The sequence below is a fragment of the Anaerolineales bacterium genome (assembly GCA_019637755.1).
Lineage (GTDB): Bacteria > Chloroflexota > Anaerolineae > Anaerolineales > UBA11579 > JAMCZK01.
On the sequence record JAHBVC010000001.1, the window covers coordinates 478,976 to 502,120 of the forward strand.

At 61.8% G+C, this 23,145-nt stretch carries 20 protein-coding genes; 12 read left to right on the plus strand and 8 right to left on the minus strand.

Features of this window, described 5'->3' with window-relative positions; all coding sequences use genetic code 11:
* Positions 1–56: 56 nt before the first annotated feature.
* Positions 57–833: an enoyl-CoA hydratase/isomerase family protein gene (locus tag KF821_02485; protein ID MBX3004677.1), complete on the minus strand. Its 777-nt coding sequence runs from the start codon at positions 831–833 to the stop codon at positions 57–59.
* Between the two features lie 73 nt (positions 834–906).
* Here KF821_02485 and KF821_02490 point away from each other — a divergent pair, with 73 nt between their 5' ends.
* From KF821_02490 to KF821_02500, 3 genes are all read left to right on the plus strand, one after another.
* Positions 907–1,974, plus strand: a complete 1,068-nt coding sequence (locus KF821_02490; protein ID MBX3004678.1) for a pseudouridine synthase — start codon at positions 907–909, stop codon at positions 1,972–1,974.
* 93 nt (positions 1,975–2,067) lie between these two features.
* A complete protein-coding gene (locus KF821_02495; protein ID MBX3004679.1) occupies positions 2,068–3,309 on the plus strand; it encodes an MFS transporter in 1,242 nt (413 codons plus the stop codon).
* A 109-nt stretch (positions 3,310–3,418) separates the two neighbouring features.
* The gene (locus KF821_02500) at positions 3,419–6,883 is read left to right on the plus strand and encodes a TIGR03663 family protein (GenBank protein ID MBX3004680.1); all 3,465 of its coding nucleotides are present in this window, start codon (positions 3,419–3,421) and stop codon (positions 6,881–6,883) included.
* 120 nt (positions 6,884–7,003) lie between these two features.
* Here the strand turns inward: KF821_02500 and KF821_02505 are convergent, their stop codons facing one another.
* Positions 7,004–7,354, minus strand: coding sequence for a hypothetical protein (locus KF821_02505; protein ID MBX3004681.1), 351 nt, complete (start codon positions 7,352–7,354; stop codon positions 7,004–7,006).
* A gap of 129 nt (positions 7,355–7,483) precedes the next feature.
* Here KF821_02505 and sucC point away from each other — a divergent pair, with 129 nt between their 5' ends.
* The 3 genes from sucC (at position 7,484) to KF821_02520 (ending at position 9,893) form a co-directional block, all read left to right on the plus strand.
* Positions 7,484–8,623, plus strand: a complete 1,140-nt coding sequence (gene sucC, locus KF821_02510; protein MBX3004682.1) for an ADP-forming succinate--CoA ligase subunit beta — start codon at positions 7,484–7,486, stop codon at positions 8,621–8,623.
* A 52-nt stretch (positions 8,624–8,675) separates the two neighbouring features.
* Positions 8,676–9,539: a succinate--CoA ligase subunit alpha gene (gene sucD / locus KF821_02515; protein ID MBX3004683.1), complete on the plus strand. Its 864-nt coding sequence runs from the start codon at positions 8,676–8,678 to the stop codon at positions 9,537–9,539.
* 108 nt (positions 9,540–9,647) lie between these two features.
* Positions 9,648–9,893, plus strand: coding sequence for a DUF333 domain-containing protein (locus tag KF821_02520; GenBank protein ID MBX3004684.1), 246 nt, complete (start codon positions 9,648–9,650; stop codon positions 9,891–9,893).
* A 58-nt stretch (positions 9,894–9,951) separates the two neighbouring features.
* Here the strand turns inward: KF821_02520 and acpP are convergent, their stop codons facing one another.
* Complete coding sequence (gene acpP / locus KF821_02525; protein ID MBX3004685.1) at positions 9,952–10,185, minus strand: acyl carrier protein; 234 nt, start codon at positions 10,183–10,185, stop codon at positions 9,952–9,954.
* Positions 10,186–10,303: 118 nt separating this feature from the next.
* Between acpP and fni the strand changes: the two genes are divergently transcribed.
* Positions 10,304–11,338: a type 2 isopentenyl-diphosphate Delta-isomerase gene (fni, locus tag KF821_02530; GenBank protein MBX3004686.1), complete on the plus strand. Its 1,035-nt coding sequence runs from the start codon at positions 10,304–10,306 to the stop codon at positions 11,336–11,338.
* 68 nt (positions 11,339–11,406) lie between these two features.
* Positions 11,407–12,426 (plus strand): polyprenyl synthetase family protein, encoded by a 1,020-nt coding sequence (locus KF821_02535; GenBank protein MBX3004687.1) that lies wholly within the window; start codon positions 11,407–11,409, stop codon positions 12,424–12,426.
* Between the two features lie 85 nt (positions 12,427–12,511).
* Here the strand turns inward: KF821_02535 and KF821_02540 are convergent, their stop codons facing one another.
* Both KF821_02540 and hemW read right to left on the minus strand, forming a co-directional pair.
* Positions 12,512–15,031 (minus strand): DUF87 domain-containing protein, encoded by a 2,520-nt coding sequence (locus KF821_02540; GenBank protein ID MBX3004688.1) that lies wholly within the window; start codon positions 15,029–15,031, stop codon positions 12,512–12,514.
* 21 nt (positions 15,032–15,052) lie between these two features.
* The gene (hemW, locus tag KF821_02545; protein MBX3004689.1) at positions 15,053–16,240 is read right to left on the minus strand and encodes a radical SAM family heme chaperone HemW; all 1,188 of its coding nucleotides are present in this window, start codon (positions 16,238–16,240) and stop codon (positions 15,053–15,055) included.
* Between the two features lie 424 nt (positions 16,241–16,664).
* Here hemW and KF821_02550 point away from each other — a divergent pair, with 424 nt between their 5' ends.
* Positions 16,665–17,840, plus strand: coding sequence for a LysM peptidoglycan-binding domain-containing protein (locus KF821_02550; protein MBX3004690.1), 1,176 nt, complete (start codon positions 16,665–16,667; stop codon positions 17,838–17,840).
* A 79-nt stretch (positions 17,841–17,919) separates the two neighbouring features.
* Here the strand turns inward: KF821_02550 and KF821_02555 are convergent, their stop codons facing one another.
* From KF821_02555 to trxB, 3 genes are all read right to left on the minus strand, one after another.
* Positions 17,920–19,209 (minus strand): citrate synthase, encoded by a 1,290-nt coding sequence (locus KF821_02555; protein MBX3004691.1) that lies wholly within the window; start codon positions 19,207–19,209, stop codon positions 17,920–17,922.
* Between the two features lie 21 nt (positions 19,210–19,230).
* Entirely contained in the window at positions 19,231–20,157 is a 927-nt protein-coding gene (mdh, locus tag KF821_02560) for a malate dehydrogenase (GenBank protein ID MBX3004692.1), read from the minus strand.
* Positions 20,158–20,320: 163 nt separating this feature from the next.
* The gene (gene trxB, locus KF821_02565; protein ID MBX3004693.1) at positions 20,321–21,274 is read right to left on the minus strand and encodes a thioredoxin-disulfide reductase; all 954 of its coding nucleotides are present in this window, start codon (positions 21,272–21,274) and stop codon (positions 20,321–20,323) included.
* 125 nt (positions 21,275–21,399) lie between these two features.
* On the opposite strand from trxB, the gene KF821_02570 reads away from it, so the two are divergent.
* The 3 genes from KF821_02570 (at position 21,400) to KF821_02580 (ending at position 23,145) form a co-directional block, all read left to right on the plus strand.
* Positions 21,400–22,347, plus strand: a complete 948-nt coding sequence (locus tag KF821_02570) for a hypothetical protein (GenBank protein ID MBX3004694.1) — start codon at positions 21,400–21,402, stop codon at positions 22,345–22,347.
* A gap of 206 nt (positions 22,348–22,553) precedes the next feature.
* Positions 22,554–22,760 carry a hypothetical protein gene (locus KF821_02575; GenBank protein MBX3004695.1) on the plus strand — a complete coding sequence of 69 codons (207 nt, stop codon included), beginning with the start codon at positions 22,554–22,556 and terminating at the stop codon, positions 22,758–22,760.
* 1 nt (position 22,761) lies between these two features.
* On the plus strand, positions 22,762–23,145 hold the full coding sequence (locus KF821_02580; protein ID MBX3004696.1) for a DUF2089 domain-containing protein: 384 nt from the start codon (positions 22,762–22,764) through the stop codon (positions 23,143–23,145).

The following is a 23,145-nucleotide window of genomic DNA, read 5'->3' on the forward strand; positions in this document are numbered from 1 at the left end:
TAGTCGATTGGTTGGCAGGTCGACTAGTCTGACCAATCGACCAATCGACTTTTGCTTCATTTTCCAGTGAACTTTGCAGCTCGCTTCTCCAAAAACGCCGCCATGCCTTCTTTTTGGTCTTGCGTGTCATAGGTCAGCAAATAATTGCGGCGTTCAAGCTGCATGCCTTCCAGCAGGGTGCGCTCGTGCCCGTAGCGCAGCGCCTGGCGCGCCAGGCGCACAGCCACGGCGGGCCGCGCCGCCACCACGGCGGCCAGCTCCTGCGCCTCGGCCAGCACGCGCTCATCAGGCACCACACGATTGAGCAGGCCGGCCTGCAGCGCCGCCTGGGCGGCGAGCGGTTCGCCGGTTAGCACCATCTCCATCGCCCGCGCCGGGCCGATGGCGCGCGCCAAACGTTGTGTGCCACCTGCCCCAGGCATGATGCCCAGCTTGATCTCCGGTTGGGCAAAGCGCGCCGTCTCGCCAGCCACGATGAGGTCACAGCCCAGCGCCAGCTCGCAGCCGCCGCCAAAGGCCACCCCGCGCACGGCGGCGATGACGGGCTTGTCGATCGCCCAGATGCGCTGCCACAGGGCGCGCGTGTTGCGCAGGTAAATATCCACTGGGCCAGCGTTGGCCATCGCTTCGATATCTGCGCCGGCCGCAAAGGCGCGCTCGCCGCCGTAAAGCACGATCACGCGCACCCCCTCGTCGGCGTTTTGCGCTTCCAGCGTCTCGGCCAGGGCGCGCAACATCTCCGGGCTGAGCGCATTAAGCTTCTCCGGGCGGTTGAGGCGCACGGTGGCGATAGGGGTTTGCAGATCGACCAGGACGAGGGGTTGTTCGCTCATGCCCTAAGTATACGGGGATTGTGACTTGCAGAACTGCTCACCCAATTTGGGCTTTACCCATTAAGATTCAGACATGGCTGAAGAGCGTTTACAAAAGATCCTGGCACGCGCGGGCTACGGCTCGCGCCGCGCCGCAGAAGAGATGATCCAGACCGGGCGCGTGACGGTGAACGGCGAGATGGCCCAATTGGGTGATAAAGCCGATCCGGCGCGCGATGCGATCAAAGTGGATGGCAGCCGCCTGGCGGCCGCCAGTGCCCCGGTCTACTACGCCGTCTACAAGCCGCGCGGTGTACTCTCCACCACTGGCGGGCCAGAGCCGCGCCAAAAGGTGGTGGACCTGGTGCCGGGGGGTGCGCAGTTGCATTTGGTGGGCCGCCTGGATAAAGACAGCGAAGGCCTGATGCTGCTCACCAATGACGGCGCGCTGACGCAACGCGTCAGCCACCCGCGCTATGAGCAGGAGAAGGAGTATCGCGTATTGGTGGCGCGCCAGCCGGATGCCGAGCAACTGGCCACTTGGCGCCGCGGCGTAGTGCTGGAAGATGGCACGCGCACGCGCCCCGCCGAAGTACGCGTGGAGTATCCGTTTGGCAAGGGCGCCTGGCTGCGTGTGATCATGCATGAAGGCCACAAGCGCCAGATCCGCGAGATCGCCGGCCAGCTCGGCCTGCCAGTGCTCAAACTGATCCGCGTGCGCATTGCCAACCTCTACCTGGGCAGCCTGAAGCCCGGCGAATGGCGCCCTTTAAGCGCTGACGAAGTCCGCGATCTGCTGGCCGGCGAGAAACCAGCCAGCCGCAAACCGCGCCCGACGGCCAGCCCGCGCAGCGACGAGCCTAAAATTGCCGCACGCAAATCGGGCAAGCCGGGCAAAGGCCCGGGCAGCCGCAAACCGGCGCCGCGCAAGCCGGGCATCACTCTCGGCCGGCCGCGCCGCAGCGGCAGCGCCAGCGCAAGCAAGCCCGCCAACAAGACGGCCAAGCCGCACCGCAGCGGTAGCACAAGCAAGCCCGCCAACAAGACGGCCAAGCCGCGCCGCAGCGCCAGCACCAGCACCAGCCGGCCCGCCAGCAAGACGGCCAAGCCGCGCCGCAGCAGCCCCGCGCCCAGCCGCAAGAACACCAAGCGCGCCCGCTAGCCCGCGCCCGCTAGCGGCGCGAATTCCTGTTGGCGCACAAAAGAACATTCGTGCTATACTGTGCCGCTTATTAATATCAGACAGGAATTCGCCATGTTGACAAAATTGAAGAACAATTTCAGCACCCTGTTTCGTGAGTTCCCACGAGCCTTCTGGCTGGTGGTCGGCGTATCGTTTGTGGATGGGGTTGGCCGTACCTTGCTGTTTCCCTTCTTCCCGCTTTACATCACGCAGCGCTTCAACGTGGGCGCAACCCAGGCGGGCTTTGTATTGGGCATCTTCTCGGTGTTCGCCCTGGTGGGCTCGTTCATCGGTGGCGCACTGACCGATCGCATCGGGCGTAAGAAACTGATCCTGGCCGGGTTGGTGTGCAGTGCGCTCACTACGCTGGCCCTCGGCCTGGTGAATGAATTGCACTGGGTCTACGTGGTGGCGGCCATCAGCGGCACCTTTGGCGAGCTGGCCGGGCCGGCGCACCAAGCGATGATCGCTGACATCCTGCCTGAGGACAAACGTCAGGAGGGCTTCGGCATGCTGCGCGTGGTCGGCAACCTCACCTGGATCTTCGGCCCCAGCATCGGCGGCTTGCTCGCCGGTGTATCCTTCTTCTACTTGTTCGTCTCGGATGCGGTGGTGAGCTGCATCGTGGCGGTGCTGTTCTTCATCTTCATCGCCGAGACCAAGCCCAAGGCCAGCGAAGCCCAGGCCAACGAAGCTCTGCTCAAAACCTTCGCTGGCTATTTCAAAGTGCTGCGCGATCTGCCGTTTGTGGCGTTCATCCTGGCATCGATCTTGATGGGCATGGTCTATATCCAAATGTACGGTGCGCTCTCCATCTTCCTGCGTGACCAGCATGGTATTAACCCGCAAAGTTACGGCTTGCTGATGAGCAGCAGCGGCGTTACCGTGATCCTGTTTCAGTTTTGGATGACGCGCGTGATCAAGTGGCGCCCGCCCTTCTTAATGATGGCGCTGGGCACCTTGTTCTACATGGTCGGCTTCAGCCTGTTTGGCTTCGTGGCCGCCTTCTGGCTTTTCCTGTCCGCTATCGTGATCGTGACCATCGGCGAAATGATCGTTGTGCCTACCGCTTCGGCGCTGGCGGCCAACTTCGCCCCCGAAGCGATGCGCGGCCGCTACATGGCCGTCTTCAGCCTGGTGTGGGCCGTGCCGGCCGCCGTAGGCCCGGCGCTGGCGGGCTACATCTTGGATAACTACAATCCAAACCTGCTGTGGTTTGGTGGCGGCCTGGTGTGTGCCCTGGCCGCGGCGTTCTTCTATTACCTGCACCTGCGGCTAGGCAAACGTAAAAAGTTTGCCGCCGCCGAAGCCTAGCCCCACAAACTAAAGACCGCAGCCTATGGCTGCGGTCTTTAGTTGCCGAATGGCAGTGCTGCCCGTACAATTGGTCCATTCCCGCCAACCCAGAAAACTAAAAAACCTTATGGCCAAAGAACGCACCTCCTCACCCAGCAATTGGTTAGACCGGCCCCTGTTGGGGAGCCACAAACTCACCTGGGAGCATGCCGTTCTGGCGCTCATCTTGCTGGCCGCCTTCGTTACGCGCTTCCATATGCTCGGCCAGCGCGTGATGAGCCACGATGAAACCACCCATGTCTATTTCTCGTGGCAATTGTTCAAGGGCCAGGGGTACCAGCACCACCCGCTCAGTCACGGGCCACTCCAGTTTCACTTGCTGGCGCTGAGCTATTTTCTATTCGGCGACAACGATCTCACCGCCCGCGCCCCGCAGGCGCTGTTTGGCGTTGCCGTGGTGTTCTTCGTGTGGTGGGCCTTCCGCCGCTACCTGGGGCGCACAGGAGCGCTGCTCGCCGCTGGCTTCTATCTCATCTCGCCCTACCTCATGTACTACAGCCGCTATGCGCGCAATGAGATCTTTGTGGCGCTGTTTGGGCTGGTGATGCTGTGGGCTATTCTGCGCTACCTGGACACGGGAGAGCACAAGTACGTTTACATTGGCGTAGCCGCCATCGCACTGCACTTCACCTCCAAAGAAACTTCATTCATTTATGTAGCCCAGGCGCTGGTGTTCCTGGGCCTGGTGTTCCTATGGCGCATCGCCGCACGCAGCTGGACCAGCCCACAGATCCGGCGAGTGTTCTTCATCACCCTCTTGTTGAGCGTATCGCTGCTCTTCCTGGCGATCGGCGCGCAGATCCGCAGTAGCGAGCTGGGCACCGCGGCCCCGAGCGCTACCCAGGTAGAAGAGCCCGTGGTGGCGGCCACAGAGGGCGCCCCCAGCGAGCTCAGCACGCCGTTGGCGCCAACGACGCTGATCCTCGGCGCGCTGGGGGCCGCCGCGCTGCTGACCGCGCTGACCGCGCTGCTGCGCGGCTACGGCTTGGCACGCCTGCGCCAGGAGCGCGCCTTTGTGCTCATGGGCATCCTGTTCGCGCTGGTGTTGCCGCACTTATCCGCCTTCCCCATCCGTTGGTTGCATCACGACCCGATGGCCTATCAGGATGCCAGTAACCTCTGGTTCATCAGTGGCGTGGTGGTGGTGTGCGCCCTGCTCTCGGCGGGGCTGGGCGTAGCGATCAATGGCCGCGTCTGGCTGATCAGTAGCGCAGTGTTTTACGCCATCTTTGTCCCCTTCTACACCACCATCTTCAGCAACGGCGTAGGCTTCTTCTCTGGTTTGGTCGGCTCGTTGGGCTATTGGTTGGAGCAGCAGGCCGTGGAACGCGGCAACCAGCCCAGCTACTACTATTGGGCAGTACAGATCCCTGCGTATGAGTACCTGGCGGCCGCCGGCAGTGCGCTGGCGGCGCTGATGGGCATCCGCAGCCTGCGCCGCGGGCTGCCCAGCCCCGCGGGGGATACGGAGCAGCGTGATCTCCTGCCCTACGAGAGCCGCCGGATGGCCTTGGTGCTCCTGGCTTTCTGGTCGCTTTCCGCCTTGGCGGCCTACACCATCGCCGGCGAGAAGATGCCCTGGTTGACGGTGCACATTGCCATGCCAATGCTGCTCCTGGCCGGCTGGGCCGTCAGCCGCCTGATCGCCCGCGTGGATTGGGCCGGCTTTGGGGCGCGCCAAGGCTGGCTGCTGCTGGCCGGGCTGCTGATCAGCCTGGGCAGCGCCTTCAGCTTGCTGGGGGCGTTGCTGGGGCAAAACCCGCCCTTCCAAGGCAATGAGCTGGCGCAACTGCAAGCCACCACGCGCTTCCTATTGTTTGTGATCACCTTGGCCGTGGGCATCTATGCGGTGCTGCGCTCCTCCCTGGCCGGCGAATGGCCGCGCCGCCAGCTCAGCAAGCTCAGCCTGCTGCTCATGTTTGGCGCGCTGGCGCTGCTCACCCTGCGCACCGCGCTGCGTGCCAACTTCCGCAATTACGACCTGGCCAATGAGTATTTGGTGTATGCCCACATGGCGCCCGGCTCCAAGATCGCCATGCAGCAGATCGAAGAGATCTCGCGCCGCATCACTGGCGGGCTGGATTTGCAGGTAGCCTACGACAACGAAACCTCCTACCCCTTCTGGTGGTATCTGCGCAACTATCCCAATCAGCGCTTCTACGGCGGTGAGCCCACGCGCGATCTGCGCCAGTTCCCCGTCATCATCGTGGGCGACACTAACTACGGCAAGCTCGAGCCGATTGTTGGCCAAAGCTTCTACAAGTTCGAATACATGCGTATCTGGTGGCCCAACCAGGATTACTTCGATTTCACCCCCAGCAGCATTGGCTACCGCTTCACCAGCGACACGGGCCAACCCGCCAGCGAAATGAGCCACGGCGAATACCTGCGCCGGGTGGCCTTACGCCTGTGGGATTATGTCGGCACGCCCAGCGGCCGCGCCGATCTTTGGCAGATCTGGCTCAATAGCGACTTCACCAGCTATCTTGCCAACAAGGGGCAAAGCACCAGCTTGCAAACCTGGTCCCCCGGGCGCACGATGCGCGTGTATATCCGCAAAGATGTCGCCGCGCAGATCTGGGAATACGGCGTGGCGGCCGCGGGCAGCGATTTGCAAGACCCCTACGAGGGCAAGGGCCGCGAGCTGGCGCCGCAGTTCACTGTGGGCGGCTTCGGCAGCGAACCGGGCCAGTTCATCTCGCCGCGCAATGCGGCCTTGGCGCCGGATGGCAGCGTGTACGTAGCTGACAGCGGCAACCATCGCATCCAACACCTCGCTGCGGACGGCCGCGTGCTGCAGGTCTGGGGCAGCTATGCGGATCTGGCCACTGGCGAAGCGCCGGGCGGCACCTTCAACGAGCCGTGGTCGCTGGCGCTATCGCCAGATGGTGCCTACGTCTACGTTGCGGATACCTGGAACCATCGCGTGCAGCAATTCAGCGCGGATGGCCGCTTTGTGCGCATGTGGGGCTACTTCGGGCAGGACGAGAGCGCCGGCGCGCTATGGGGCCCGCGCGATATCACCGTGCTGCCGGACGGCAATGTGCTCGTGACCGACACGGGCAACAAACGCCTGCGCATGTACACGGCCACTGGAGAGCACCTCAGCGATTACGGCGAATACGGCTTCGAGCCCGGCCAGTTTGATGAGCCGGTGGGCGTAGCCTACGATGCTTACACCGGCCGCGTCTTCGTGGCCGATACCTGGAACCAACGTGTGCAGGTGCTGGATTACCGCGATGGGCGCTTCCTCCCCAGCGAGACCTGGGAGATCGCCGGCTGGTACGGGCAATCGCTCACCAACAAGCCTTACCTCAGCCCAGGCAAGGATGGCGCGCTCTACATTGCTGACCCCGAAGCCGGCCGCGTGCTGGTCTACGGTCTGGATGGCACGCTGCAATACTTCTTTGGCGGCTTTGACCAAAGCGCGGCCAACATTGCCATCGCCCAGGGCGTAGCCGCTGATCCCAACGGCGGAGTATGGGTAGTGGACAGCCAGAACGCTACGCTGTCTTGGTTCGCAAGTGAGTAAGTAAGTAATAGTGAGCAGTGATCGGTGAGGAGTAATCAGGTCAGCGGAAGTTTGCATGCGTGCATTGCTCACTCATCACTGCTCACTCATTACTGCTTGTCACTGCGCACTCATCACAGCTCACTCATCGCCCTCAACATGCAAGCTGTGAAAGACGCGATGCAGCATGGGTGACACCACAATTCCCGTGGTGAGCGTGAAGATCAGCCCCGACACTAGCGCATAGGCGGTGGCAAACCATTTGCCCGCGGCCCCATCGATTGCATTCACCGGGCCCATGCCCGAAAGGATCATGGCCGCATTGAGCACAGCATCCAGCCAGGCCATGCCTGCCAGCCAATGGTACCCCAGTATGCCGAGTAGCAGGAAGACGCTCATCAAGGCCAGCGCCAATAGCACGTGCCGCCCGATGCGCAGCACAAACTGGCGGCGCGGCAGCAGCGGCTGGGTACGGCGTTCGTAGCGAAACATAGCCGCATTATAGACCGCAGGGCCGGCATTTTGCCGCGGCCCGCGCCTGTTATAATGCCATCGTTTTGTACAGCGCCCCAAAAGACGCTACTATCCCAATCGGCTCTCTTTCAAAGGAGCATTTCCCAGATGAAGCTACACGAATTTGACTCAAAGAAGATCTTTTCCCAATACGGCGTGCCGGTGCCCAAGGGCAAGATCGCCAAGACCCCCAAAGAAGCTGGCCAAATTGCCAAGGAACTGGGCGGCGCCGTAGTGGTCAAGGCTCAGGTGCTGGTGGGCGGCCGCGGCAAAGCCGGCGGCGTGAAGGTGGTGAAGACCGCCAAACAAGCCGAAGACGCCGCCAAGCAGATCATTGGCATGGATATTAAGGGCTTGCCGGTGCGCAAGGTGTTGATCGACCCGGCAATTGGCATTGCCAGCGAGATCTACCTGGGCATCACCAATGATCGCGCCGCACGCCAGCCGGTGATGATCGCCTCGGCCGCCGGTGGCGTCGATATCGAAGAAGTGGCCGCCACCACGCCGGAGAAGATCATCCGTGTGCACGTAAACCCGCTGCTGGGCCTGCAAGACTACAACATTCGCGATCTGGCGATCGGTATCGAGCTCGACCGCAAGCACTGGGCCGCCTTCCACACCATCTGCAAGGGGTTGTGGGAAGCCTACAAGAATTCAGACGCCACCCTGGCGGAGATCAACCCCCTGGTGGTCACCAAGGACGATGAGCTGCTGGCCATCGACGGCAAGATGCTGATCGACGACAACGCCATCTATCGCCAGCCCAAGATCGCCAAGCTGCGCGATCTGGACGAAGACACCCCGGCGGAGATTCAGGCCCGCAAGAACGGCCTCACCTACATTCAACTGGATGGCGAAATCGGCTGCATGGTCAACGGCGCCGGCCTGGCCATGGCCACCATGGATATCATCAAGCTGTTCGGCGGTGAGCCGGCCAACTTCCTCGATATCGGTGGTGGTGCCAATGCGGAGAAGGTGGCCGCGGCGCTGCGCATCATCTTGCAAGACAAGAACGTGAAGGCGGTGCTGTTCAACATTTTTGGTGGCATCACCCGCGGTGATGAAGTCGCCAAGGGCATCCTCGAAGCGCTCAAGACGGTGAAGACCAGCGTGCCGATGGTGGTGCGCCTGGCGGGCACCAACGCCGCCGAGGGCCGCGCCCTGCTGGCCGATGCCAACATGATCACGGCCGAAACCCTGGCCGAAGCCGCCCAGAAAGCAGTGCAGGCGGCGAAAGGCACTAAGTAACCTCCGCGTCCATCTGTGTTCATCTGTGGACAATTGAAAAGGAAATTACCAAATGGGAATTCTGGCTGATAAGAACACTCGTGTCGTGGTGCAAGGCATCACCGGCAACGAGGGCATGTTTCACTCCCAGCGCATGCTGGAATACGGCACGCAAGTCGTCGGCGGGGTACGCCCCGGCAAAGGCGGCGAATGGGTGCTGGATGGCAAAGTACCCGTCTTTGACTCGGTAAAAGTAGCCGTGGATGCCACCGGCGCCGATTGCAGCATGATCATTGTGCCGCTGGCCGCCGCTGCCGATGCCATGCTGGAAGCCGCGGATGCCGGGGTGCGCTTGATCGTCTGCCTGACTGAGGGCATCCCCCTGCAAGACATGATGCGCGTGCGTGCTTACCTCGACTCGAAGGGCGTACAGCTCATCGGGCCTAACTGCCCTGGCCTGCTCACCCCGGGCCAGACCAAGATCGGCTTCATCCCCGGCGATAATGCCATCCCCGGCAACATCGGCGTGGTGTCACGCTCCGGTACGCTGACCTACGAAGTGCTGTATGCGCTCAAGCAGGTGGGCATGGGCTCCAGCACCACGGTGGGTATCGGTGGTGACCCGGTGAAGGGCCTCAACTTCATTGACATCTTGCAGATGTTCGAAGAAGACCCGCTCACCGACAAAGTAGTCATGATCGGCGAGATCGGCGGTAGCGACGAAGAAAAGGCTGCCGAATACATCAGCAAGCACATGACCAAGCCAGTGGTGAGCTTCATCGCCGGCCGCGCCGCCCCTCCAGGCAAGCGCATGGGCCACGCAGGCGCCATCGTTGAAGGCAGTGCCGGCGGCGCCGAAGACAAGATCGCCGCGCTCACCAAAGCCGGCGTGCGCGTCGCCGACCACCCTGAGCAGATCCCGGATATGCTCAGATAACGGCGCACCTTCGCCGAGAAGCACCCTAAGAACTAAAACAAACGCCCGCAGCTACGCGAGCGTTTGTTTTTATAGTGGGCTGTTCATTCCGCCCCCGTTAGGAGAGTGATGTCACGCAAAACACTGTTCATCGGCTTGATCCTGTTAGCCCTGCTGATCACTTGGCTGCAGCTCAATAAAAGCTCACAGGTAGGCCTGGCCAACCCCGCCTCGCAGTACTGCATTGAACAAGGCGGCCGGCTTGAGATCCGCAAGGATGCTGACGGCAACGAGTACGGTGTGTGCCTGCTGCCCGATGGCAGCGAGTGTGAGGAATGGGCGCTGTTCCGCGATAAGGAATGCATCGCCCCATGAGCAGAATCAAAAAGAGCGGCCAGGCCGCTCTTTTTTGATTGCATTTGAGAGAGAAGGGCTACTTCTTGCCTTCGATGTAATCGACGGCGCCGCCCACGGTGGTGATGCTCTGCGCATCCTCATCGGAGATCTCGATGCTCAGCTTGTCCTCAAGGGCCATGATCAGCTCGACGATATCCAGCGAGTCCGCTTCGAGGTCCTCACGGAAGCGCGCCTCACGCGTGACCTTGGCCTCATCTACGCCGAGCAGCTCGACGACAGTAGCCTTTACTTGTTCAAATGTATCCGACATGTATGCCTCCAAAAGTTTAGACTAGTATTCTACCGTCTTTGACCGCTTATCTTGCGCTTAATTGACAGCCCAATTTGCGGCTGGTAAACTACCCATCACTCCACAGGAACACTAGCTCATGGCGAAAGTTACGGGTACCGGCGCCCGAAAGGCCGATCACATTCGCATCAACCTGGAAGAGGATGTGCGCTCCGGCCTGACCACCGGCCTGGAGAAGTACTCCTTTCTGCACAACGCCCTCCCCGAACTCAATCTGGATGAAATTGACCTCTCGGTTGAGGTCTTCGGCAAACGCCTCAAAGCGCCCCTGCTGATCTCATCGATGACCGGTGGCACCAGCGAAGCCGGCACGATCAACCAGACCCTGGCCGAAGCGGCCCAGGAAGGCGGTATCGCCCTGGGCTTGGGCAGCCAGCGCGCCGCCATCGAAGACGCCAGCCTGGAGCCCACCTTCCGCGTGCGCAACGTGGCGCCGGATGTGCTGCTGTTCGCTAATGTGGGCGCGGTGCAGCTCAATTACGGCTATGGCCTCAACCATCTGCAACGCGCCGTGGACATGGCCGAAGCGGATGCCCTGATGCTGCACCTCAACGCCGTGCAGGAAGCGGTGCAACCAGAGGGCGACACCAACTTCAGCGGCCTGCTCAAGAAAATTGAAATCATGTGCAAGCAATTGCCCGTGCCGGTTGTGATCAAAGAAGTCGGCTGGGGCATCTCCGGCGAACTGGCCAAGCAGCTTGCCCGCGCCGGCGTGCAGGCCATCGATGTGGCCGGGGCCGGCGGCACCTCCTGGAGCCAGGTAGAGATGCACCGCGCCAAAGATCCCAGCCAGGCGCGCCTCGCCGCCGCCTTCGTGGATTGGGGCATCCCCACCGCCGAAAGCATCACTCAGGTGCGCCAGGCGGTCAAAACCATGCGCATCTTCGCCTCGGGCGGCCTGCGCAGCGGTGTGGATGTTGCCAAGGGCATTGCCCTCGGGGCTGAGCTGGGCGGCATGGCTGGCCCCTTCCTGAAAGCGGCCGTGCAGTCCACCAAGGCGGTGGTGCAAACCATCGCCGAGATCAGCCGTGAGCTGCAGGTGACCATGTTTGCGGCCGGTGCCGGCGATATCCGCAGTTTGCAATCTGTGCCGCTGGTGTATCGCGGCCAGTAGCCCCTCGCTGCTCCATTCCATCGCTCATTAGCCGCGTCAAGCGCCCGCAGGGTCTATAATCCTGCTCTATGTCGCTCGCCACATTCCAAGCCCAGTTTCTGCCTGCCATTGAAGACGCGCTGCAAGCTGCGGTGCAGCCCGCACTCCTCACTCACCCACACACCCCTCAAAAATTGCTGGCCATGTTGCGTTACCACATGGGTTGGGAAGGAACAGGCGCTGGCCCCAAGGCCAGCGGCAAGCGCGTGCGCCCCACCCTGGTGTTGCTCAGCGCGGCAGCGGCCGGCGCCGACTGGCGCAGTGCACTGCCCGCCGCCGCCGCGGTGGAGATCCTGCATAACTTTTCACTGATCCACGACGATATTCAAGACAACAGTGAGCAGCGCCGCGGCCGCCCCACCGTGTGGGCCCAATGGGGCATGCCGCAGGCGATCAACGCCGGCGATACGCTGTTTGCGTTGGCGCACATGGCGCTGGAGGGGTTGGCCGAAACCAGCTCCGAGCGCGCCTACCTCGAAGCCGTGCGCCTGCTGCCGCGCACCAGCCTGCAACTGACCCAGGGGCAATATCTTGACCTGGCCTACGAACGCATGCCTGAGATCACCACTGAAGATTATTGGCCAATGATCTGGGGCAAGACCGGTGCCCTGATCGCCGCCTGTGTGCGCCTGGGCGCCCTGGTGGGCGGCGCCGAGGGCGCCCGCTTGAAAGCCTACATGGTTTTCGGCGAGAAACTTGGCCTGGCCTTCCAGGTGCATGATGATCTGCTCGGCATCTGGGGCAATCCCGACGCGATGGGCAAATCGGCTCACACGGATCTGCTCAGCGGCAAGAAATCGCTGCCGGTGCTGTATGCCCTGGCCCAGCAGGGCGAGTTTGCCCGCGGCTGGCAGGCCGGGGTCAGCGAGGCCAACGTGGCCGCGCTGGCGCAGCAATTGGAAGCCGAAGGCGCCCGTGCCTATACGCAACAACAGGCCGAGAAGCTGACCGAAGAAGCCATCACGGCCCTGCAGGCTGCCCAGCCGGCGGCAGAACCCGGCGCCGCCCTGGCCGAGCTGGCCGATGAGCTCGGCCGGCGCGAAATCTAAGCCGAAGGCTTAACCACAAGGCACGAAAATAAAGAGCACAAAGCCTGGGCTTTGTGCTCTTTTGCATCTTAGGCTTGTGTTGTGCTTACTCGTAGGCCGGGATCTCCACCTCGCGCCCGCCGACGGTGATGCGGTGATACGGCAGCCACACCACGCCAAAACTGCTGACATAGATATCCTTGCGGGCCGGCGCCATGGGGATCTGGGTGATCTTCTCCACCACCGCTTCCCAACGGTCCTCGATCGCATCCATGGCTTGCTGGATTTCATCGCCCATCGCCTGCATTTCGTTCTCCAGGCTCACGATCGTGGCTTTACTGTCCTCCACTTGGGCTTTGGCTTCGGCGGTCATGCGCCGCTTGGTGAGCGAGGTGGTCAGGCGGCGCCGGCTGCCGGCAAACAAGCCAATCACATTCTCCAAGTGCGTGCCCATCTCTTCCATGCGGCGCTGGTTAGCCTTTTCTTCATCTTGGTTCAGATCGCGGCGCTCTTTCTCCAGCTTCTTTTGCAGGGTTTTGAGCTGCGTATCGAACTTCTGCTTGGCCTTTTCCACCTCGGCGTTGCGCCGGCTCTGTGCCTCTTGGGCGCACAGGGCAGCAAACTCCTCGCGGGTGAGCTCGGGGCCGGCGTACACCTTGAGCTCCTCATTGGCCCATACCTCTACCTGGCTGGCACGGTAGACCCAATCGGCAAAATCGCGCTCCAACACTTTGAGTTGCGCGCCGTCGGCCAGGGAACCGCTCAGCGGCGCGTACAGCGCCTCTTCGCTATCCGGGCGGCCTTCGAGGCGGCGCTCATCAAACGCGGCATGCTCAAAATCTTCCCACCGCAAGCCGCGGGCGGGCACATCGGTGACCAGGGCGGCTTTGTAAGTTTCGACATCCAGGTTGTACTTGCGCTGCACCACGCGCACCTGCGCCTGCGCCAGCAAGGCCGGCTGGTAGCTCAGGCCGATGCGCTTGGCATCCGCCGGCAGGCTGCGGCGGCTGGCTTTGGCAGCCGCTTCCATACCCAGCACCGGCGGCAGAAAGAGCTCTTGCACACCGGAGGGGACGATCGGGCGCGGCCCGAGGGCCTCGGAGTCAGCTGCGGTCATTGTAGGCTCCTGTTTCTTGGGTTTGGCCGCCTGGCCGCTGGCGGCGGGGCTGGCAGTGCTGAGTTTATTGAGCGCCGGGATCTGACTGCGGGTCAGTGGCCCAGCCAGATAGTTCATTGCCCAGCGCGTGTAAAAGATGGCCGGGTGTTTCTCGTGCACATTGTGCAGCAGGAAGACGCGCTTATCCAGCGCAGAAATTTGCTTATCGTAATCGGCGCGCTTGAAGCCGCCGGGGGCGGCGCCTTCCAAGCCATCCAGCAAACGCTCTTTGTCGCGATCGGTCTGTAATTTGCCGATGAACCAAGAGCCCGCATTCGAGAGCGCCTTATAGTCCACATCTACCGGGTTCTGGGTGGCAAGCAATTGCCCCACCCCAAAGGCGCGCGCCTGCTTGAGCATGCGCAACATCGGCGCCTTGCTGGGCGGCTCGGCCACCGGCGGCAGGTACCCGTGGATCTCGTCAAAGTACACCAGGGCGCGCAGCGAGCCGGTACCACGTTGGCGGCGCATCCAGCTCTCCACGGCAGAATACAGCAGCGTGACGAAGAACATGCGCTCAGCGTCAGAGAGATGCGAGAGCAAAAATACACTGTGGCGCGGTTTGCCCGCCTTGGTGAACAACAGCGCGTCGATCTCCAGCGGCGTGCCCTCCAACCAGGTCTGGAAGCTGGGGGCGGCCAGGATGTTATTAAGCCGCAGCGCCAGGGCCGCGCGTTCTTTGGCGGGGAAGAACTGATCCAACTCCAGCACGCCGAGTTTATCGATGGGTGGGTTCTGCACCTGGCGGATCAGATCGCCCAGGGTGAGATCCTTGCCCTTGCTCCAGGCCTGCTCGAACAAGTTCGCCAGCAGGATGTGCTCGCGCGATTTCACCGGGTCAACATTATCGAAGCCGACCAGGCCAAGGATGGCGGTAGCGGTTGAGGCGATGCGCTCGCGGATCGCCTCGCGGTGCTCGTCCCAGTCTTCCTGTGGGGCTTGTAGGGAAGCCAGGATGCTGACCGGGAAGCCGGCATCGGAGCCGGGCGTATAGACGGCATACTCGGCGGCATCAGCCAGCGCCTGAAGGCGCTCGGGGCCAATGCCCCAATCGGCCAGCCCCTTGCGCCACAGTGCGGCCGTGTCCGCCGCAGCCTGCGCTACATCCTTGCCGGCGCGGCGGGCTTCATCCGGGTTGATCCAGGGTGCAAAATCGCTGGGTTGTAGGTTAGGGAAATGTAGCAGCAGATTGGTGATATCGCCCTTGGGGTCGATCATCAGTGCCGGGATGCCCTGCAGCGCGGCTTCTTCCAGAATGCCGATGCACAAGCCAGTTTTACCTGAGCCGGTCATGCCGAAGACCACCCCGTGCGTGGTCAGATCTGCCGGGTCATACAATACGGCTTCGCTGCCGGTTTGATTCTTTTTGAGGTCGTGCAGGCGGCCGAGGTAAAACTTGCCGCCGGTATCCAGTGCCGCGGGCGGCGCGGTAGTTTTCTTTACGGATTTTTGTACTTGCTTCTTAGCCATAGGCGAATCATAACATTGGGTTTAGACAAACTCCATAAAAACCTGGTTACCCAATAGGCGCCCTTGCGCGGTCAGCCGCAGGCGATCGGCGGCTTGCTCCAGCAGGCCGCGCTGCCGCAGGGTCTGGATGCTGCGCCCATACACCTGCTCGAGGCTGCGGCCAAAGCGCTGCGCAAAACCCGCCGCCGAAACGCCTTCGCGCACTAAGCGCAGGCCCATCATCATTGTTTCGCCCATTTCGCGTTCGGCATCGATTGGCTCCACGCTGGCCGTGGCCGGGGTGCGCGGCAGCCCGGCGGCCCTTGCATCGCCTGCGGCGCTGCGCATGCGTTTGATGTAGGCGCCCGGTGCCAGCACATTGGCAGTGCGCTGGCCGGCCAGGAAGCCATGTGCCCCGGCGCCCAACCCGGCATAGGGCAGATTGCGCCAGTATTGCAAGTTATGGCGGCAGGCACGTGGCTGGCCGTCGGCGCCGGGCCGCGCCCAGTTGGAAATTTCGTACTGGATAAAGCCACCGGCGGCTAACTTTTCATCGGCCAACTCGTACATCTCGGCTGCCAGATCACCATCCGGCAGGGCCAGCAGGCCGCGCGCATCCAGCTCCTTGAACGGCGTGCCGTGTTCGATGCTCAACGCGTACAGCGAGAGGTGCTCCGGGGCCAGCTCCAGCGCCAGCTCCAGATTGCGCTGCCAACTGGCCAGCGACTGGCCGGGCAGGCCAAAGATCCAATCCAGGTTGATGTTTTCAAAGCCGGCCTGGCGCGCCCACTTGACCGCATTCACCACGTCCACAAAATCGTGCTGGCGTTCCAAGACCAACAGCTCCTGCGGGCTGGCCGATTGCACCCCCAGGCTGAGGCGGTTGAAGCCCGCCTGGCGCAGCCCAGCCAGATAGTCGGCCGACAAGGTGCCGGGGTTGGCTTCCAACGAGATCTCGGCATCCGGCTGGATCGCAAAGCTGGTCTGCAGCGCCAGCATCAGGCGCTGCATGGCATCCAGCGGCAGCAATGAGGGCGTGCCACCGCCCAGGAAGATGGTGTGCACCGGCAGCGGCGCGCCGGCGGCCTGCGCCAGCCAGCGAGCCTCGGCGATCAGTGCGTCGGTATACGCCGGGATGAGCTGCTCCAGCCCGGCATAGGTGTTGAAATCGCAGTACCCACAGCGATGCCGGCAGAAGGGGATGTGCAGGTAGAGGCTGGTGGCTTGCATCTGCGTGAGTATACCTTTGGGGGAGTGGCAGTGAGGAGTGAACAGTAATGCATTAGCAGTGAGGAGTGAACAGTAATGAGTGAGCAGGTTATCGCTAAGTGGCACTAACCTGCTCACTGTTCTCTGCTCGCTGCTCTCACCAGCTCACTATTCCCTGTTCACTGTTGACTTCCTCCCTGTTCACTCTTCCTATTCCCTGTTCACTACTCCCTGTTCACTACTCCCTCTTCCCTGTTCCCCGCTCACTCTTCACTGCTCCCTACTCCCTGCTCACTCTCCCCTGCTCACTGCTCACTATTCACTTCTCACTGCTCACTTCTGCACTTCTCCCTGCTCACTCTGCACTTCTCACTGCTCACTGGCCCTCCCTCCTCACTGGACTCTCATCCGGCCCCCTCGCCCCTTGGTATAATCGCCCAGTTTTATGACAACAGAAAAACCTCGCTCCACTCCGACCAAAATTTGTCCCAGTTGTGGCACGCGCGTTAGCGACAATGCGCCACGCTGCGTGGTGTGCGGCCACCAGTTTGTTTCCGGCAGCACGCCCATCACCAAAAAGGCCGCCAAGGCCGATGCGCCCATCGGTGGGCGCACCAGCCTGCCCGAGCTGCGCCTCAGCCTGCCGATCGCCATCGGCCTGCTGGTGCTGATTCTGCTCATCGGCAGCGGTGTAGCCTACGCCCTGCTCTCGCAAACCGGGCGCCTGGTGGCACCTGAGGTAGAGGGCAGCGCCACCCCCACGGCTACGGCCACCTTTACCCCCACCCCAGAAACGCCCACGCCCACCTCCACGCCAGAGGCCACCTACACGCCGCTGTCGTACACGGTACAGCAGTTGGATACCTGTGGTGGCATTGGCTTTGCCTTCAACGTCAGCGCCGCTTCGATCATTCTGCAAAATGCGCTGGATGCTAACTGCAGCCTGTTTATCGGCCAATCCTTGCTGATCCCGCAGCCCACTTTTACCGCCACCCCGCAGGCCACCGCTACCCTGGGCGAGATGGAATCGACGGTGGCCGCTTGCGAAGTGGACCGTTACGTCGTGCAATCCGGCGAAACGCTGAGCCTGATCTCGCTCACCTACGGCGTGCCGATGGAAGCGATCATGAGCTGGAACGGCATGACCTCGGATAGCACCTTTGAGGGCCAACGCCTCAACATCCCGCTGTGCATGCGCACCTATGTGGGCCAGGCGACGGTGACCCCCACCGTGGCCCCGCCTTACCCGGCGCCGGAGCTGCTGCTGCCGGCGGATGGCGACGCCTTCACTTCGAGCAGCGATACGATTGCGCTGCAATGGGCCTCAGTGGGCACGCTGCGCAGCAATGAGTACTACCAGGTCACCATTGTGGATGTGACCAGCGGGCGCAACCTGCAGATCACCGATGAGGTCAAAGACACCACGTTCTCGGTGCCCACCTCGTTCCGCCCCACGGATGGGCGCCCGCACATCTTCCGTTGGTCAGTGGTGACGGTGGCGCAGATCGGCGTGGATGCCGACGGCCTGCCAGTCTACATTCAGGGTGGCCCAGCCAGCCTGATGCGCACCTTCACCTGGAACGGCAGCGGCGCTGCCGCAGCCGGTACCCCCAGCCCCTAGAAACAAACGAGCCAGCTTGCAATCAAAAAAGCCCTCTCCAAATGGAGAGGGCTTTTTTATATGTGAGTGAGCAAGGTCCTTACTTACGCTTGTCCATCGGCACAAAATCGCGCTTGTCTTCGCCCATATAAACCTGGCGCGGGCGGGCGATCTTCTGCTCTTCGTCCAGCAACATCTCTTGCCACTGGGCCAGCCAGCCCACCGTGCGCGGGATGGCGAACATCACCGGGAAGAAGGCTACCGGCAGGCCCATGGCCTGGTAGATGATGCCGGAGTAGAAATCGACATTGGGGTACAGCTTGCGCTCGATGAAGTATGGATCCTTCAGTGCGATCTGCTCCAACTCCACGGCAATATCCAGCAGGGCGTTGCGCCCAGTGACCTTGAAGACGTCTTCGGCTACCTGCTTAATGATCTTGGCGCGCGGATCGTAATTCTTGTAGACGCGGTGGCCGAAGCCCATCAAACGGCCCTCGCCCTGCTTGACCTTCTCAACAAAGCTGGGGATGTTCTTGACATCGCCGATCTGGCTGAGCATGCGCAGCACGGCTTCGTTGGCGCCGCCATGTAGCGGGCCGTAGAGCGCGGCGGCCGCGCCGGCCATCGCGGAGTACGGGTCCACCTTGCTGGAGCCGATCGAGCGCATGGCGCTGGTGCTGCAGTTCTGCTCATGGTCAGCGTGCAAGATGAAGAGCACGTCCAGCGCACGCTCCAGCACCGGGTTGGGCTCGTAGTTCTGCTCCATCATCTTGAACATCATGCTCAAGAAATTGCCCGGGTAGCTCAGGTTGTTATCCGGGTAAATGAAGGGCAGGCCACGGCTGTGGCGGTACGAGAAGGCTGCGATCGTGGGCACCTTGGCGATCAAGCGCTGGATCTGAATGGTGCGCACGGTGGTGTCGTTGATCTGATTGGCTTCGGGGTAGAAGGTGGAAAGCGCCGCTACCGTGGCGATGAACATGCCCATCGGGTGGGCATCGTAGCGGAAGGTCTGCATGAACTGTTTGATGTTCTCGTGGATGATGGTGTGATGGGTAATGTCATACACCCACTGGTCCAACTGGCTCTGGGTAGGCAGCTCGCCGTACAGGATCAGGTAGGCCACTTCAAGATAGGTGCACTTCTCGGCCAGTTGTTCGATGGGATAGCCGCGATAGCGCAGAATGCCTTTTTCGCCGTCAAGGTAAGTGATGGCGCTCTTGGTGCTGGCCGTATTCATGTAGGCCGGGTCATAGGTCATCAGCCCAAAGTCTTCGGTGCCGGTCTTGATCTGGCGCAGGTCGGTAGCCTTCACCGTGCCGTTCCAAATCGGCACCTCGTATTCCTGCCCGGTGCGATTGTCTTTGATGGTCAGTGTGTCTTTTGCCATACCTGGCTCCTATTGCGAGGCTTAGAACTTCAGCGCTGCAGTGAGCTCGCGCACTTCGGCGGCCGAGCTCTCCAGCATTGCGGTTTCTTGCTCATTGAGCTTGTATTCGATCACCTTCTCGAGGCCGTTGCGGCCTAGTTGGGCCGGCACGCCGAAGAAGATATCTTTCAAGCCGTATTCCCCGTTCATGTACACGGCGCATGGGGCGATCAGCTGCTTATCCTTGAGGATCGCCTCGGCCATCTGGGCGATGGCCGCCGAAGGGGCATAGAAGGCACTGCCCTGCTTGAGCAGCGCCACGATCTCGCCGCCGCCCTTGCGGGTGCGCTCGACGATGGCTTCCAGCTTATCGGCGGGCATGGTTTCGTTGAGCGGCACGCCAGCCACGTTGGAATGGCGGGTGAGCGGCACCATGCTGTCACCGTGGCCACCGAGCACGTAGCAGAAGATGTTCTCCACGCTCACGCCCAGCTCCATCGCTACGAAGGCACGCATGCGGGCCGAATCGAGGATGCCGGCCTGGCCGATGACGCGCTCGCGCGGCAGGCCACCGGTCTTCATCGCCACGTAGCCCATTGCATCCAGCGGGTTGGTGAGGATGATGTAGATGGCGTTCGGGGAGCGCTTCAGGGTCTCTTCAGTGGCCTTCTTGACAATATCGGCATTGACGGCCAGCAGATCATCGCGGCTCATGCCAGGCTTGCGTGGCAGGCCGGCGGTGATCACGACGATGTCGGAGCCTTCGCTGGCGGCGTAATCATTGCTGCCGGCCACTTTTACATCTTTGCCAATGATCGGCATGGCCTCTAATAAATCGAGGGCTTTACCCTGCGGCATGCCCTCGACAACGTCAATCAGTGCAATTTCAGCCAACTCGCGCTCAGCGAGCCAGTGGGCGGCGGTGGCCCCGGTCATGCCGGCGCCGACAATCGTGATCTTGTGCGACATTTACTTCTCCGCTTGATTTGGGAATGGTTTATTGTGCCAAACGCCACGATTATATCACCGCCGATACTTTGGGCCGTGCGGCGCGCTTAACGGAAGCGTCCTCCAAAAGGGAGGACGCTTGTACCTTGCCGATTCATCGTGGCCGCGTTAGCAGCTGCGGCCCCTATTCGTTGGCTTCCAGGAAGCGCGTGGCCTGGATGCCGGCTGCCGCGCCCATGCCCGCCGAGGTGATCACCTGGCGAAAATGCGGGTCGGCCACCTCGCCAGCGGCGAAGACGCCCGGCACGCTGGTTTCCATGTAGCGATTGGCCACCAGATAGCCGCCCTCCTCCATGGCCAACTGGCCCTGGAAGAGCTGGGTATTGGGGGTATGGCCAATGAAGATGAACACGCCATCGGTGGTGAAAGGCTGCTTTTCACCGGTGCGCACGTCTTCCAATTCCACGGTTTGCACGGTGCCATTGCCGTCGATCTTATTCACCACGGTATTGGTGATGAACTTCATTTTCGGATTGTCTTTGGCGCGCTGCAGCAGCAGCTCCCCGGCACGGAAATCCTCGCGGCGGTGAATCACGGTTACGTTGTTGGCGAAGCGGGTGAGGAAGGTGCCTTCTTCCATGGCACTATCGCCGCCGCCGACCACAACGATGTCTTTATCCTTGAAAAAGAAGCCATCACAGGTGCCGCAGTACGAAACCCCGCGGCCGGTGAATTCGGTTTCGCCGGGCACTTCCAAATGGCGCGGTGTGGCGCCGGTGGCAATGATGAGTGCATCGGCGGTGTATTCGGTAGCGAAGCTGGTGACCTTGAAGGGGCGCTGGCTCAGGTCAACCGCCACGGCGGTATCGAAGACCGTCTTGGCGCCAAAATGCTCAGCCTGCTTGCGAAACAGCTCGGTCAGCTCCGGGCCACCCACGGCATCCGGGAAGCCGGGATAGTTTTCCACCGTGGCCGTCAGCGAAACCTGGCCGCCGTATTCCTGGCCGGCCAGCACCACCGGTTGCAGTTGGGCGCGGGCGGTGTACAGCGCGGCGGCCAAGCCAGCCGGGCCCGAACCGAGGATGAGCACTTTGACGTGCTCGTGAGCAAGAGGTGTATTCGATGACGTGGCTTGCATATCTACTCTCTTTGTTTGCAAAAGTGGCTTTCTACTTATCAGACGCCGCACTGGGCGCAACCTTACGGCGTGATTATACAAGCCGCGCAGGTAAGAAGGGCGCCCGCCAGCGCGTCCGAGCGAGTATGGACCTTGTGCCCGCGCCCGCCAGCCAGGCGTACCACGCCGCCCAGCACGCCGTGGCGTACTACCGCGTGGCGCAGCCTGGCGCCCTTCGGCTGGGCGGCGCCACCCGCGCCGAGTACGTGCAGCGCCAGACCACTAATGACGTCGGCCTGCTCAGCCCGCAGCGCGCCGTGCCCAGCGTGCTCACCAACCCCAGCGCGCGCATTCTCGAAGTCTTCACCCTACTGGCGCACGGCGACCATTTTCTATTGCTGACTCAGCCGGGCCACGCGCCGGGGCTGGAAGCCTATTTCAAACGCCACCTATTCTTTAATGACCAGGTGACGATCGAAGATACCAGTGCGGCCTGGGCCCAATATGAGCTGTATGGGCCACAGATCAGCAAGGCCCTGGCCGCGGTTGGCCTGGCCGCAGTGCCAGCGCTGGATGAAGTGCTGGCCGGCAGCATCGACCACCAACCGGTATATGCGCTAGGCGACGCAGGCAGAACCTGCCTGCTGGTTCCCGCGGCCCTGGCCGACGCGCTCGCCGCGCAATGGGCTACCGAAGCGCTTCCTTCGCTCTCCTTCGATGAGCGCGAAACCCTGCGCATCGAAGCCGGGCAGGCCGGGGCGCCTGAGTTCACCGCGGCCAATACCCCCTTCGAAGTCGGCTTGGGCCGCTATGTATCCGCCAGCAAGGGCTGCTACACCGGCCAGGAAGTGCTGGCGCGCCAGGTCACTTACGACAAGGTGGCGCGCGGCCTGGTGCGGTTGCACGCCGCGCAGCCCTTGGTGAGCGGTGGCACGGTGGAGCTGGATGGGCGCAACGCCGGCACGTTGAGCTCGGTGGCGCACTCGCCGCAGCACGGCTGGATCGGGCTGGCCGTCTTGCGCAAGCCCTTCGCGACCGGGCAGAGCGCCCAGGTGCGCACGCCTGGCGGCCTGGTGAGCGCCAGCATCCAATAACCGCTTCCTAAGCGCCTGTTTTTCCTGTAGCAGCGGCCTTTTGGCCGCTTTTTTGTTAAAACTCAAGCCAGACTTAGGATATTCTTATATAACTATTGATATTTACAAGATTAGGCATTGACATTAGTCAATAAATATGCAATAATATGCAGGAATTCGAAAAGCACTATAAGATAAATTGAGGTTTGTTTTAGAAGGAGTTAGCCATGAACCAAATGAACGATTACTACATGCTCAGCCAGCGCCTGCAGGATCTGCGCAAGCAGGCCGATGAACCCCAACTGCCCAGCCCCCATTGGGACGAGCAGCTGCGCGCCGCCGCCGGTAGCGGGCTGATCCGCCTGGGCCAGTGGATCAAGCCCAAGCACACCAACGCCTACCCCGGCGTTGGCCGCCCGGGGCTGGCAGGCTGAGATGCACAGCGCGCCGACCCATTGCCCGGTGTGCCAGGGGGAGCTGGTGGTGACCAGCCTGCGCTGCCGCGAGTGTGATACCAGCCTGCAGGGCCGCTTCAGCAACAGTGCCTTCAGCCAACTCAACGCCGAACAGCTCGCCTTTGTGGAGCTGTTTGTGCGCAACGAGGGCAAGATCACCCGTATGGAGGCGGACCTGCAGCTCTCCTACCCCACCATCCGCAATCGCCTGCTGGACGTCATCCGTGCCCTGGGCTATGAACCGGGCGAGGATGAGTTTGCCGGGCTGAGCGACGCCGAGCGCAAAGACATTGTGAATGCGCTGGAGCGCGGCGAAATCAGCTACGATGAAGCTATGCAGCGCATTCAACAAAACGAAGGATAA